This window comes from Terrabacter ginsenosidimutans, from assembly GCF_039539425.1.
Lineage (GTDB): Bacteria > Actinomycetota > Actinomycetes > Actinomycetales > Dermatophilaceae > Terrabacter > Terrabacter ginsenosidimutans.
Window position 1 is genome coordinate 83,986 of record NZ_BAABDC010000006.1, and the last position, 12,212, is coordinate 96,197.

The 12,212-nt window shown below is 70.3% G+C and carries 11 protein-coding genes; all 11 read right to left on the minus strand.

The genetic code is table 11. From position 1 onward, the window contains the following. Nucleotides 1-5: 5 nt before the first annotated feature. The 11 genes from ABD831_RS16855 to ABD831_RS16905 all read right to left on the minus strand — a co-directional run bounded on the left by ABD831_RS16855 (nucleotide 6) and on the right by ABD831_RS16905 (nucleotide 12,191). Nucleotides 6-794 (minus strand): NADH-quinone oxidoreductase subunit J, encoded by a 789-nt coding sequence (locus ABD831_RS16855; RefSeq protein WP_344949218.1) that lies wholly within the window; start codon nucleotides 792-794, stop codon nucleotides 6-8. Then, nucleotides 791-1,615 (minus strand): NADH-quinone oxidoreductase subunit NuoI, encoded by an 825-nt coding sequence (gene nuoI / locus ABD831_RS16860; protein WP_344949221.1) that lies wholly within the window; start codon nucleotides 1,613-1,615, stop codon nucleotides 791-793. Before nuoI ends, ABD831_RS16855 begins: the two co-directional genes overlap by 4 nt. Then, a complete protein-coding gene (gene nuoH / locus ABD831_RS16865; RefSeq protein ID WP_344949224.1) occupies nucleotides 1,608-3,035 on the minus strand; it encodes an NADH-quinone oxidoreductase subunit NuoH in 1,428 nt (475 codons plus the stop codon). The genes nuoI and nuoH overlap by 8 nt, the downstream gene beginning before the upstream one ends. After that, the gene (locus ABD831_RS16870) at nucleotides 3,032-5,518 is read right to left on the minus strand and encodes an NADH-quinone oxidoreductase subunit G (RefSeq protein ID WP_344949227.1); all 2,487 of its coding nucleotides are present in this window, start codon (nucleotides 5,516-5,518) and stop codon (nucleotides 3,032-3,034) included. The genes nuoH and ABD831_RS16870 overlap by 4 nt, the downstream gene beginning before the upstream one ends. Further along, complete coding sequence (nuoF, locus tag ABD831_RS16875; RefSeq protein ID WP_344949230.1) at nucleotides 5,515-6,858, minus strand: NADH-quinone oxidoreductase subunit NuoF; 1,344 nt, start codon at nucleotides 6,856-6,858, stop codon at nucleotides 5,515-5,517. Before nuoF ends, ABD831_RS16870 begins: the two co-directional genes overlap by 4 nt. Then, complete coding sequence (gene nuoE / locus ABD831_RS16880; RefSeq protein WP_344949233.1) at nucleotides 6,855-7,607, minus strand: NADH-quinone oxidoreductase subunit NuoE; 753 nt, start codon at nucleotides 7,605-7,607, stop codon at nucleotides 6,855-6,857. The genes nuoF and nuoE overlap by 4 nt, the downstream gene beginning before the upstream one ends. Next, complete coding sequence (locus ABD831_RS16885) at nucleotides 7,604-8,992, minus strand: NADH-quinone oxidoreductase subunit D (protein WP_344949236.1); 1,389 nt, start codon at nucleotides 8,990-8,992, stop codon at nucleotides 7,604-7,606. Before ABD831_RS16885 ends, nuoE begins: the two co-directional genes overlap by 4 nt. Continuing rightward, nucleotides 8,992-9,765, minus strand: a complete 774-nt coding sequence (locus ABD831_RS16890; protein WP_344949239.1) for an NADH-quinone oxidoreductase subunit C — start codon at nucleotides 9,763-9,765, stop codon at nucleotides 8,992-8,994. Before ABD831_RS16890 ends, ABD831_RS16885 begins: the two co-directional genes overlap by 1 nt. Continuing rightward, nucleotides 9,762-10,316 carry an NADH-quinone oxidoreductase subunit NuoB gene (locus ABD831_RS16895; protein WP_142178984.1) on the minus strand — a complete coding sequence of 185 codons (555 nt, stop codon included), beginning with the start codon at nucleotides 10,314-10,316 and terminating at the stop codon, nucleotides 9,762-9,764. Before ABD831_RS16895 ends, ABD831_RS16890 begins: the two co-directional genes overlap by 4 nt. 68 nt (nucleotides 10,317-10,384) lie before the next feature. After that, a complete protein-coding gene (locus tag ABD831_RS16900; protein WP_026864999.1) occupies nucleotides 10,385-10,744 on the minus strand; it encodes an NADH-quinone oxidoreductase subunit A in 360 nt (119 codons plus the stop codon). A 127-nt stretch (nucleotides 10,745-10,871) separates the two neighbouring features. Continuing rightward, nucleotides 10,872-12,191: a geranylgeranyl reductase family protein gene (locus ABD831_RS16905; protein WP_344949244.1), complete on the minus strand. Its 1,320-nt coding sequence runs from the start codon at nucleotides 12,189-12,191 to the stop codon at nucleotides 10,872-10,874. Between the last annotated feature and the right edge of the window lie 21 nt (nucleotides 12,192-12,212).

Consider the following 12,212-nt stretch of genomic DNA (forward strand, 5'->3'; position numbering starts at 1 on the left):
CGGGCTCACTTGGACCGACCCTCCTCGATCTCGCGCTCCATGTGGCGCTCGACGTCCTTGAAGCCGTCGGTGGTCGCGACCTGGTCACGCGCCACGAGCACGCGGGAGACGGACAGGTCGCTCGGCGTGCCGTCGGGCAGCAGCGCCGGGGTGTCGACCGCGTTGTGGCGGGCGTAGACACCCGGCGCGGGCAGGCCCGCGACGTTCTTGTTGTCGCGGACGCGCTTGGCGGCCCACTCGGCCTGCGTGATCCGCGGCGTCAGGCGCTCGCGGTGAGCGAGGACCATGGCGCCGAGGGCAGCCGTGATGAGCAGCGCGGACGTGACCTCGAAGATCCAGACGTACTGGCCGAAGATCAGCTCGGCCATGCCCGTCACGTTGCCGGTCTCACCGTTCGTCGAGACCACCTTGTCCATGCCGGCCTGCACGCTCTGCTGGTCGATGACGACCCGGCCGAGCGAGAAGATGAGTACGCCGGCGAGACCGATGACGAGGAGCAGGGAGGCCCAGCGCTGGCCCTTGATCGTCTCGACGATCGAGTCGGACGAGTCGACGCCGACGAGCATGAGGACGAAGAGGAAGAGCATCATCACGGCGCCTGTGTAGACGAACACCTGCACGATCCCGAGGAAGTCGGCCTTCTGCATGATGTAGAAGATCCCGAGGATCACCATGACGAGCGCCGTGCCGAGGGCGGCGTGGACGGCCTTCTTGGCGAAGAGCAGCCCCAGCGCGGCGATGACCGCGATCGGGGCGAGCAGCCAGAAGCCGACGGCTTCGGCGGTGGAGGTCACGGGTTGGCCCCTTCCCTGGTCTCGGGTGCGGTCGGGTGGGAGGAGTGCACGAGGTCGTGGACCCCGGGCACCGCGGCCCCGACGTTGCCCGGTCCGTCTGCGTACGCGTCGTCGTCGTCACCGTCGGCGTCGCGGGCGTCGCGCGCCTCGACGTAGGCGCGCTGCGCTGCGGTCGGCTCGCTGACCTTGCCCTGGTAGTAGTCGCGCTCCTCGAGCCCGTCGGACATCGGCATGGGCGTCGTGAGCATGCCGCTCTGCAGCGGCGCGAGCAGCTGGTCCTTGGTGAAGATCAGCTTGCCGCGGTCGTTGTCGGCGAGCTCGTAGAAGTTCGTCATCGTCAGCGCCCGTGTCGGGCAGGCCTCGATGCACAGGCCGCAGAAGATGCAGCGCAGGTAGTTGATCTGGTAGACGCGGCCGTAGCGCTCACCGGGGCTGAATCGGCCCTTGCCGCCCTGGTCGAGCGGGGTGTCGTCGTTGTCCGCGCCCTCGACGAGGATCGCGTCCGCGGGGCAGGCCCACGCGCACAGCTCGCAGCCGATGCACTTCTCGAGCCCGTCCGGGTAGCGGTTGAGCTGGTGACGCCCGTGGAAGCGCGGCGCCGTGGGGCGCGGCTTCTCTGGGTACTCCTCGGTGGCGACCTTGCGGAACATCGTGGAGAACGACACCCCGAAACCGGCCACGGGCGCGAAGAGCTCGGACAGGAAGCCCTTCTCGCGCTCGTCGCTGCCGGAGCGCTGGTCACGTGGTGCGCCGACCTCGGAGCCCTTCCTGTTGGCGGGGCTCTGGGGTGACACGTCCTTGCCGACGGTGTCGTCAGGCATGGTCCTCCTCCTTGACGGCGGTCGAGGTGCTCGGGCCGGCGGTGCTGGACGCGCTGGCGGTCGTGAGAACGGGCTGGCGCGACGAGGCCAGGCGCGGGGTCGGCTCGGCGAGGCGCTGGCCCGGGAGCGGCGGCACGGGGTAGCCGTCCTCGAAGGGGTCGATCTCCTCGGGCGGGGTCTCGTCCTCGGCGGCCGCCCGGGCGGCACGCTTGTCGTCCCAGATCCAGGCCGCCGCGAGCGCGATGACCGCGACGATGCTGACGATGACGACGGTCGCGACCGACAGCTCGCGGCCCGCGAAGGTGAGCTTGCTGTCACCGAGGAAGCCGAGCTGGGCGCCGCGGATGAACGCGACGGCGACGACCCAGGCGAGGGTGATCGGGATGAGGAACTTCCAGCCGAAGCGCATGAACTGGTCGTAGCGCACGCGCGGCAGGGAGCCACGCAACCAGACGAAGACGAACATGAACATCCACAGCTTGGCGGTGAACCACAGCAGGCCCCACCAGCCGCCACCGAGGACGTTGTCGTCGATCAACGACACCAGCGGCGGGGCCTGCCAGCCACCGAGGAAGAGCGTGGTGGCGAGGGCCGCGACGGTGAACATGTTGATGTACTCGCCGAGGAAGAACATCGCGAAGCGCATCGAGGAGTACTCGGTGTGGAAGCCACCGGTCAGCTCGCCCTCGCCCTCGGCGAGGTCGAAGGGCAGACGGTTGGTCTCGCCGACCATGGTGATGACGTAGACGGCGAAGCTGAAGAACGCCGGCAGGATGTACCAGAGCGAGCTCTGCGCGGAGACGATCGCCGAGGTCGACATCGACCCGCTGTAGAGGAAGATCGCGACGAGCGAGAGGCCCATGGCGATCTCGTAGCTGATGACCTGGGCCGTCGAGCGCAGGCCACCGAGCAGCGGGTAGGTCGAGCCGGAGCTCCAGCCGGCGAGGATGATGCCGTAGACGCCGACCGAGGCGACGGCGAGGACGAGCAGCACGGCGACGGGGACGTCGGTCAGCTGCAGCGGCGTCCGGTGGCCGAACATCGACACGGTGCCGCCGAGCGGGATGATCGCGAACGACACGAACGCCATCGTCGCGGCGATGAGCGGCGCGAGGGTGTAGATGACCTTCTCGGCGCGGGCCGGCGTGATGTCTTCCTTGAGCATCGACTTCATGCCGTCGGCGAGCGTCTGCAGCAGGCCGAAGGGCCCGTTGCGGTTGGGGCCCGGGCGCTGCTGCATGCGACCGATGACGCGGCGCTCGAACCAGATGACGAGCAGCGTCGAGATCAGCAGGTAGACGAAGATCGCGACGGCCTTGATGAGCGAGAGCCACCAGGGCGTGTCGCTGAAGTCGGCCGTGGGGTTCTCGGTCATGGGCAGCGTCGCCGCCACCCCGTATGCGGTCAGGCCGAGGCTCATGCCGCACCACCCTTCGTGACGTGGACGCGGCCACCGGCGTCGGTGCCGAGGCCCGTGCGGATCGAGCAGTCGTTGTGGGTCGAGTCGCTGGTCGAGCGCGAGTTGGTCGGGAGCCAGACGACGCCGTCGACCATGCCCTCCGTGACGACCGCCGGCAGCGTCACGCTGCCCGCGGGGCCCGTCACGGTGACGTGGTCGCCCTCGGCGACACCGAGCGAGGTGGCCGAGGAGGCGGACAGCCGGGCGACGGCGAGCGGCGCGGTGCCGGCGAGGAACGGCTCGCCGTCCTGCATGCGGCCGGCGTCGAGCAGCGTGGCCCAGGTCGACAGGACGAAGTCGCCACTGCCGTCGGGCGCAGCGGCGGCGCGCTGGCCGGCGGGAGCGCTCGTGGCACGGGCGCCGCCCCACGGTCCGAGGGCCTCGAACTGCGCGTGGATCTCGCGCTGGGTGCGGGTCTCGAGGAAGAAGCCCATCTCGCCGGCGAGCATGTCGAGCGCACGGTGGTCGCTGACCGAGTTGCTCTCGAGGGCCTCCTCGAAGGCGCGGACGCGGCCCTCCCAGTTGACGTAGGTGCCGGTCTTCTCGGCCTGCGGTGCGACGGGCAGCACGACGTCGGCGACGGCGGTGACCGGCGACTCTCGCAGCTCGAGGGAGACCACGAAGGCCTTCTCGAGGGCAGCGGCGGCGGCGGGGTCACCGAGGTCGGACGGGTCGACGCCACCGACGAGCAGGGCCTCGAGCTGGCCGTCGGCGGCTGCCGCGACGATGCCGGCCGTGTCGCGGGCCGGGGTGGCCGGGACGTGGTCGACGTCCCAGGCGCGGGCGACCTCGGCGCGAGCCGCGGCGTCGGCGACGGGACGGCCACCGGGCAGGAGCGCTCCGAGCGCACCGGCCTCGAGGGCACCGCGCTCCCCCGCCCGGCGCGGCACCCACGCGAGGCGGGCACCGGTGGTGGCGGCGAGGTCGGCCGCGGCGCGCAGGGCACCGGGCGACGTGGCGAGGCGCTCGCCGACGAGAATGACGCCACCGGCTAGGGCCTCGCGGGCGGGAGCCTCGAGCCCGGTCAGTGCTGCGGCCTCGTGGCCGGGCACGGTCGGCAGCAGGGTGCCGCCCAGCTTGGTGAGGCCGCGCGTCGCGTGGGACGCGACGGCATACACCCGCGTCTTGTGCTTGCGGAAGGCCTTGCGCAGGCGCAGGAAGACGATGGGGCTCTCGTCCTCGGGCTCGAAGCCGACGAGCAGGACGGCAGGAGCCGTCTCGAGGTCGGCGTACGTGACGGAACCGGCCTCGGGGCCGGTCGCGACGACGTGCTCGGCGAGGAAGGCGACCTCCTCGGCGGAGTGGGGACGCGAGCGGAAGTCGACGTCGTTGGTGCCGAGCACGACGCGTGCGAACTTGCCGTAGGCGTAGGCGTCCTCGGCGGACACGCGGCCTCCGACGAGCACGCCGGCGCGCTTGCCGGCCAGGCCGGCCGCAGCGGCGGCCAGCGCCTCCGGCCAGCCGACGACCTGGAGCTCACCGTCGGCGTCGCGCACCATCGGCAGCTGGACGCGGTCGGGCAGCGTGGCGTAGGTGAACGCCCAGCGGCCCTTGTCGCAGTTCCACTCCTCGTTGACGGCCTGGTCCTCGGCGGCCATCCGGCGCAGCACGACACCGCGTCGGTGGTCGGTGCGGATCGCGCAGCCGCTCGCGCAGTGCTCGCAGACCGACGGCGTCGACACGAGGTCGAACGGACGGCTGCGGAAGCGGTAGGCCGCGCCGGTCAGCGCGCCGACCGGGCAGATCTGGACCGTGTTGCCGGAGAAGTAGCTCTCGAAGGGCTTCTCCTCGTAGATGCCGATCTGCTGCAGCGCCCCACGCTCGACGAGCGCGATGAACGGGTCGCCGGCGACCTGGTCGGAGAAGCGGGTGCAGCGCGCGCAGAGCACGCAGCGCTCACGGTCGAGCAGCACCTGCGAGGAGATGTTGACCGGCTTGGGGTAGGTGCGCTTGACGTCCTCGAAGCGCGACACCGGTCGGCCGGCGCTCATCGCCTGGTTCTGCAGGGGGCACTCGCCGCCCTTGTCGCAGACCGGGCAGTCGAGCGGGTGGTTGATGAGGAGCAGCTCCATGACGCCCTGCTGCGCCTTGTCGGCGACCTTGGACGTGTGCTGCGTGTTGACGACCATGCCCTCGGACACCGTCATCGTGCAGGACGCCTGGGGCTTGGGCATCGGGCGGACGTTGCCGTCGCGGTCGGGCATCGCCACGTCGACGAGGCACTGGCGGCACGCGCCGACCGGGTCGAGCAGCGGGTGGTCGCAGAAGCGCGGGATCTCGATGCCCACGGTCTCGGCGGCCCGGATCACGAGCGTGCCCTTGGGCACGCTGACGGGCACGCCGTCGATCGTGAGCCCGACGTGGTCGGGGTTCGGGGGCACCTGCGCGTTGCCGCCCTTGTCGACGGCGTTGCCGCCTGCGGACGGGGAGGTCGTGACGGTCATGCGGACACCATCCCGCTGGACTCCTTGGTCTGGACCGGGGTCTGGACAGGGAAGAGGACCGACTTCTCCGGCGGGAACAGCTCGTGCGCCGGCGTGTGCATGCCGGCCTCGAACTCCTCGCGGAAGTACTGCACGGCCGAGGTGATCGGGCTCGTGGCCGCGTCACCGAGGGCACAGAAGCTGCGGCCGAGGATGTTGTCGCAGATGTCGACGAGCTTGTCGATGTCGTCCTGCGTCCCCTGGCCCGCCTCGATGCGGTTCATGATCTGGCGCAGCCACCACGTGCCCTCGCGGCACGGCGTGCACTTACCGCAGGACTCGTGGGCGTAGAAGTCGGTCCACCGGGCGACGGCCCGCACGACCGAGACGGTCTCGTCGAAGACCTGCAGCGCGCGGGTGCCGAGCATCGAGCCGGCCGCGGCGACCGAGTCGAAGTCGAGCGGCACGTCGAGGTGCTCCTCGGTGAAGATCGGCGTCGAGCTGCCACCGGGCGTCCAGAACTTCAGCTTGCGGCCACCACGCATGCCACCGGCGAGCTCGATGAGCTCGCGCATCGTGATGCCGAGCGGCGCCTCGAACTGGCCGGGGTTGGTGACGTGGCCCGAGAGGCTGAAGATGCCGAAGCCCGTGGACTTCTCGGTGCCCATGCCCTTGAACCAGTCGGAGCCCTCGAGGATGATCCCGGGCACCGACGCGATGGACTCGACGTTGTTGACCGACGTCGGGCGGGCGTAGAGGCCCGCGGCGCCGGGGAACGGCGGCTTGAGGCGCGGCTGGCCGCGGCGGCCCTCGAGCGAGTCGAGCAGCGCCGTCTCCTCACCGCAGATGTAGGCGCCCGCGCCGGCGTGCACGGTGATGTCGACCTTCACGCCCTTGCCGCCGACGTCGTCGCCGAGGTGGCCCGCGGCACGGGCCTCCTCGACGGCGCGCAGCAGGCGGCGGTAGACGTGGACGACCTCGCCGCGGAGGTAGATGAAGGCGTGCTCGCAGCCGATGGCGTACGACGCGATGATGACGCCCTCGATGAGGGCGTGCGGGTTGGCCATCATGAGCGGCACGTCCTTGCACGTGCCCGGCTCGGACTCGTCGGCGTTGACCACGAGGTAGCGGGGCCCGCCGTCGGGCGGGCTCATGAACGACCACTTCATGCCGGTCGGGAAGCCGGCGCCTCCACGGCCGCGGATGCTGGAGTCCTTGACGGCGTCGATGATCGCCTGCGGCTCCATGTCGAGCGCCTTGGTGAGGGCCTTGTAGCCGTCGTGGCGCTCGTAGGTCGCGAGGGTCCAGGACTGCGGGTCGTCCCAGAACTTCGTGAGGATCGGGGTCAGGGTGTCGGTCACTTCGATCCGTCCTTCCCGTCGGCCTGCGACGTGTGCGAGCCGTTGGCGCCCGGCGCGACCCAGCCGCGCTCGTTGGCGATGCGGAGGCCGAGCAGGGACGCCGGGCCGGCGCCCACGCCCTCGTCGGCGCGACCGTCCTCGAAACCTGCGAGCACGCGCGAGACCTCCTTGAAGGTGCAGACCTTGCTGGCGCCGCGGGTCGGCGCGACGTCCTTGCCGGCGCGGAGGTCCTCGACGAGGCCGATGGTGCTCTCGGGCGTCTGGTTGTCGAAGAACTCCCAGTTGGCCATGACGACCGGCGCGTAGTCGCACGCGGCGTTGCACTCGACGCGCTCGAGGGTGATCTTGCCGTCCTCGGTCGTCTCGTCGTGGCCGATGCCGAGGTGCTCGGAGACCCGGTCGAAGATCAGGTCCCCGCCCATGACGGCGCAGAGGGTGTTGGTGCAGACGCCGACGGTGTAGTCACCGTTGGGGTGGCGCTTGTACTGCGTGTAGAAGGTGGCGACCCCGCTCACCTCGGCCTCGGTGAGGTCGAGCACCTCCGCGCAGAAGCTGACACCGCGACCCGTGACGTAGCCGTCGACGGACTGCACGAGGTGCAGCAGCGGCAGCAGCGCCGAACGCTTCTGCGGGTAGCGCGCGATGACCTCGGCTGCGTCGAGGTGCAGCTTCTCGAGGACGTCGGCGGCATACGGCGCCTTGGACTCGGGGCTGACGTGCAGGTGGCCTGAAGCGTCGTGACCGCTCAACGGTCCACACCTCCCATGACGGGGTCGATCGAGGCCACGGCGACGATGACGTCGGCGATCTGGCTGCCTTCGCACATGGCGGCCACGGCCTGCAGGTTGTTGAAGCTCGGGTCGCGGAAGTGCGCGCGGTAGGGGCGCGTGCCGCCGTCGGAGACGATGTGGCAGCCCAGCTCGCCCTTCGGCGACTCGATGCCGACGTACGCCTGGCCCGCCGGCACCCGGAAGCCCTCGGTGACGAGCTTGAAGTGGTGGATCAGCGACTCCATCGAGGTGCCCATGATCTCGCGGATGTGGTCGAGGCTGTTGCCGAGGCCGTCGCTGCCGAGCGCGAGCTGCGCCGGCCACGCGATCTTCTTGTCGGCCACCATGATCGGACCCTCGTCGGCCTGGAGCCGGTCGGTCGCCTGCTCGATGATCTTCAGCGACTCGTACATCTCGTCGATGCGGATCCGCAGGCGGCCGTAGGCGTCCTGGCTCGTGCGGGTCTTGACCTCGAAGTCGTAGGTCTCGTAGCCGCAGTAGGGGTCGAGCTTGCGCAGGTCGTGCGGCAGACCGGTCGACCGGAGCACCGGGCCGGTGATGCCGAGCGCCATGCAGCCGGCCAGGTTGAGCACACCGACGTCGACCGTTCGGCCCTTGAGGATCGGGTTCTCGTTGAGGAGCGCCTCGAGCTCGCCGAGACCGCGGCGGACCTCGGGGACCATGTCGCGCAGCGCGTCGATGGCGCCGGGCGGCAGGTCCTGCGCCACGCCGCCGGGGCGGATGTAGGCGTTGTTCATCCGCAGGCCGGTGATCATCTCGATGACGCGCAGCAGCCGCTCGCGCTCGCGGAAGGCGACGGTCATGACGGTCGTCGCGCCCATCTCCATGCCACCGGTGCCGAGGCAGATGAGGTGGCTGCTGATGCGCGTCATCTCCATCATGAGGACGCGGATGACGTTGGCGCGCTCGGGGATGTCGTCGGTGATGCCGAGCAGCTTCTCGATGGCGAGGCAGTAGGCCGCCTCCTGGAACATGGGCGTGAGGTAGTCCATGCGCGTGCAGAACGTGACGCCCTGCACCCAGGTGCGGTACTCCATGTTCTTCTCGATGCCGGTGTGGAGGTAGCCGATGCCCGCCCGGGCCTCGGTCACCGTCTCGCCGTCGATCTCGAGGATGAGGCGGAGAACGCCGTGCGTCGACGGGTGCTGCGGCCCCATGTTGACGACGATGCGCTCCTCGCCGAGCGAGGTGGCCTCGTCGACGAGGTCGTTCCAGTCGCCGCCGGCGGCGTTGAAGACGTGGGCGCCCTCGCTGGCCTGCTCGTCGGCCACGGACGTGGCGTAGACGTCGTTGGCGCCGGCGTCCGGAACCTCGGTCTGGGTGAACTCGGTGTGCGTGCTCATCAGGTGTACGACCTCCGCTGGTCCGGCGGCGGGACGGTGGCGCCCTTGTACTCGACGGGGATGCCGCCGAGGGGGTAGTCCTTCCGCTGCGGGTGGCCCGGCCAGTCGTCGGGCATGAGGATTCGGGTGAGGGCCGGGTGGCCGTCGAACTCGATGCCGAACATGTCCCACGTCTCGCGCTCGTGCCAGTCGTTGGCCGGGTAGACGGAGACGATCGACGGGATGTGGCGGTCGTCGTCGGGGCAGCTGACCTCGACGCGGACCCGCCGCCCGCCGTGGGTGATCGACAGGAAGTGGTAGACCGCGTGCAGCTCCTCGCCGGTGCGGTCCGGGTAGTGCACGCCCGAGACGCCGGTGACGATCTCGAAGCGCAGCGACGCGTCGTCGCGCAGCACGCGGGCCACGGCGAGCAGGTGCTCGCGGCGCACGTGGATCGTCATCTCGCCGCGGTCGACGACGACGCGGTCGACGGCCTCGGCGTAGGAGGCGGTGCCGCCCACGAGGCCTCGCTCGAGGTTGTCGGCGATCTCGTCGAAGTAGCCGCCGTAGGGCCGCTCGGACGCGCCGGCCACGAGGATCGGACGGACGAGGCCGGAGTAGCCGGTGGTGTCGGCACCCTGCGTGGCACCGAACATGCCGTGGCGGACGCCGACGACCTCGGGCTCGGAGGGGGTGCGCGCCTGCGCGAGCTCGATCTCGTGGGGCGTCAGGCCGGAGGACTGGTCCTTGGTGGTGTCTGCGACCACGTCGCCCTTCTTCTCGCCGTCGCTCATGCGAGCAGGCCCTTCATCTGGTGCGTCGGCGTCGCGGAGAGCGCGGCTTCCTCGGCGGCCTTGGCGGCGGCCTCACGGTTGACGCCGAGAGGCGAGGTCTCGATCTGGTGGTGCAGCTCGATGATCGCGTTGAGCAGCATCTGGGGCCGCGGCGGACAGCCGGGCAGGTAGATGTCGACCGGGATGATGTGGTCGACGCCCTGGACGATGGCGTAGTTGTTGAACATGCCGCCCGAGCTGGCGCAGACACCCATCGAGATGACCCACTTGGGGTTGGGCATCTGGTCGTAGACCTGGCGGACGACGGGGGCCATCTTCTGGCTGACGCGTCCGGCCACGATCATGAGGTCGGCCTGGCGCGGCGTCGCCGAGAAGCGCTCCATGCCGAACCGGGCGATGTCGTAGTCCGGCGTGCCGACGGCCATCATCTCGATGGCGCAGCAGGCCAGGCCGAACGTGGCCGGCCAGATCGACGCCTTGCGCATGTAGCCGGCGAGGCCCTCGACGGTCGAGAGCAGGAACCCGGCTGGGAGCTTCTCTTCGAGACCCATTGCTTACTCCTTAACCTTCCTGATGAAACCCGGTGGACGTGTGCCCCTGTCGGGGTGGGTCGCCCGGGTCAGTCCCACTCGAGCCCGCCGCGGCGCCAGACGTAGGCGTACGCGATGAACACCGTGAGGATGAACAGGACCATCTCGACCAGCGCGAAGAGGCCCAGCTTGTTGAAGGCCACCGCGAACGGATAGAGGAAGACGGACTCGATGTCGAAGATGATGAAGAGCATCGCCGTCAGGTAGTACTTGATCGGCACGCGGCCACCGCCGGCCGCCTGGGGCGTCGGCTGGATGCCGCACTCGTAGGCCTCGAGCTTGGCGCGGTTGTAGCGCTTGGGCCCGACGACGAGCGAGGTGAAGACCGACAGCGCGGCGAACGCGAAGCCGAGCCCCAGCATGAACAGGATCGGGACGTAGGAGTTCATCCGAGGTCACGTGCCTTTCGGTCGTGCTTGACGTGCATTGCAGGGGCGCAGGTGCGCGGCGCACCCATCCTAGGGGCGTCGGTGACGATTGTGCTCGGCGTCACAAAGGCGTCGGCGGCCGGGTGGCTCATGCGCTCGGAGCCAGCCGCGAGAGGGTCGTGATGAGGCGGTCGCTCGCGCCCTTGCTCGTCGGGTCGGCGAGGTTGGCCATGATCTTGAGCAGGAACGGCATGAGCTTCGTGCGGGGCAGGCCGTACTTCGTCGCGAGCCGCATGACCTCGGGGTTGCCGATGGCGTGGGCGAACCAGCGGCCCAGCGTGAAGTAGCCGCCGAGCTCGTCCTTCATGACCTTGGGGTATGCCGCGAGCACCCTCTCGCGCTCGGCGTCGCTCGGGCGCGCCATCGCCTGGGCGACGAGCTCCGCGCCGAGCCGAGCGGCCTCGAGGGCGTAGTCGATGCCCTCGCCGTTGAAGGGGTTGACCATGCCGCCGGAGTCACCGACGAGGAGCAGGCCGTCGGCATACAGGGGCGTGCGGTTGAAGCCCATCGGCAGAGCGGCGCCCCGGATCGGACCGGCCGACTCGTCGTGCTCGAGCTGCCACTCGGGGTTGATGTCCTCGACCCAGCGACGCATGACGTCCTTGTAGTCGGTCTTCTGGAAGGCCGACGTGGTGTCGAGGGTGCCGAGTCCGACGTTGGTGCGGCCGTCCTCGAGCGGGAAAAGCCAGCCGTAGCCCGGCATGAGGATGCGGTTGCCGGCGTCGTCGCGGCTCCACAGCTCGAGGTGGCTCTCGAGGTAGTCGTCGCGCTTCGGCGTCGTGTAGTAGGCCCGGACGGCCACGCCCATGACGCGGTCCTCGCGCTTGGGGCGGCCGACGGCGGTGGCGAGACGGCTCGAGACGCCGTCGCTCGCGATGACGACGGGGGCGCGGTAGGTGACGGTCTCGCCCGTGGCGCGGCCGGCGTCGTCGAGGCGCTTGGCCGTGACTCCCGTGACGCGGCCCGAGGCGTCGCGCACCGGCGTCGAGACGCTCGTGCGCTCGTGGAGCCGGGCGCCCTTCGCCTCGGCGTGACGGGCCAGGGTCTCGTCGAGCTGGGCTCGGGTGCGGACCATGCCGTAGCCCGGGAAGGCGTCGGACTCGGGCCAGTCGAGCTGCAGCGTGTGGCCGCCGCCCTTGATCCGCAGGCCCTTGGTGCGCTGCCAGCCGGTCGTGTCGACGCCCAGGGAGATGAGCTCCTTGGTGGCGCGCGGGGTGAGGCCGTCGCCGCAGATCTTGTCGCGGGGGAAGGCCGACTTCTCGAGGAGGACGACGTCGAGACCGTGGTCCGCGAGGTACGCGGCCGTCGCGCTGCCACCCGGACCGGCGCCGACGACGATGACGTCGGCCCGCTCGACGGGTGCACCGCCAGCCCCCGTGGGGCTGGGCGCGACGCTCGAACTGGTCATGTCTCCCTGCACGCTTCCGAA

Bases quoted from the DNA above. Each gene is read 5' to 3' on its own strand.
- nuoI (WP_344949221.1), bottom strand. From the start codon at position 1,615: ATGCCTGACGACACCGTCGGCAAGGACGTGTCACCCCAGAGCCCCGCC.
- nuoH (WP_344949224.1), bottom strand. From the start codon at position 3,035: ATGAGCCTCGGCCTGACCGCATACGGGGTGGCGGCGACGCTGCCCATG.
- ABD831_RS16870 (WP_344949227.1), bottom strand. From the start codon at position 5,518: ATGACCGTCACGACCTCCCCGTCCGCAGGCGGCAACGCCGTCGACAAG.
- ABD831_RS16885 (WP_344949236.1), bottom strand. From the start codon at position 8,992: ATGAGCACGCACACCGAGTTCACCCAGACCGAGGTTCCGGACGCCGGC.
- ABD831_RS16890 (WP_344949239.1), bottom strand. From the start codon at position 9,765: ATGAGCGACGGCGAGAAGAAGGGCGACGTGGTCGCAGACACCACCAAG.
- ABD831_RS16895 (WP_142178984.1), bottom strand. From the start codon at position 10,316: ATGGGTCTCGAAGAGAAGCTCCCAGCCGGGTTCCTGCTCTCGACCGTC.
- ABD831_RS16900 (WP_026864999.1), bottom strand. From the start codon at position 10,744: ATGAACTCCTACGTCCCGATCCTGTTCATGCTGGGGCTCGGCTTCGCG.
- ABD831_RS16905 (WP_344949244.1), bottom strand. From the start codon at position 12,191: ATGACCAGTTCGAGCGTCGCGCCCAGCCCCACGGGGGCTGGCGGTGCA.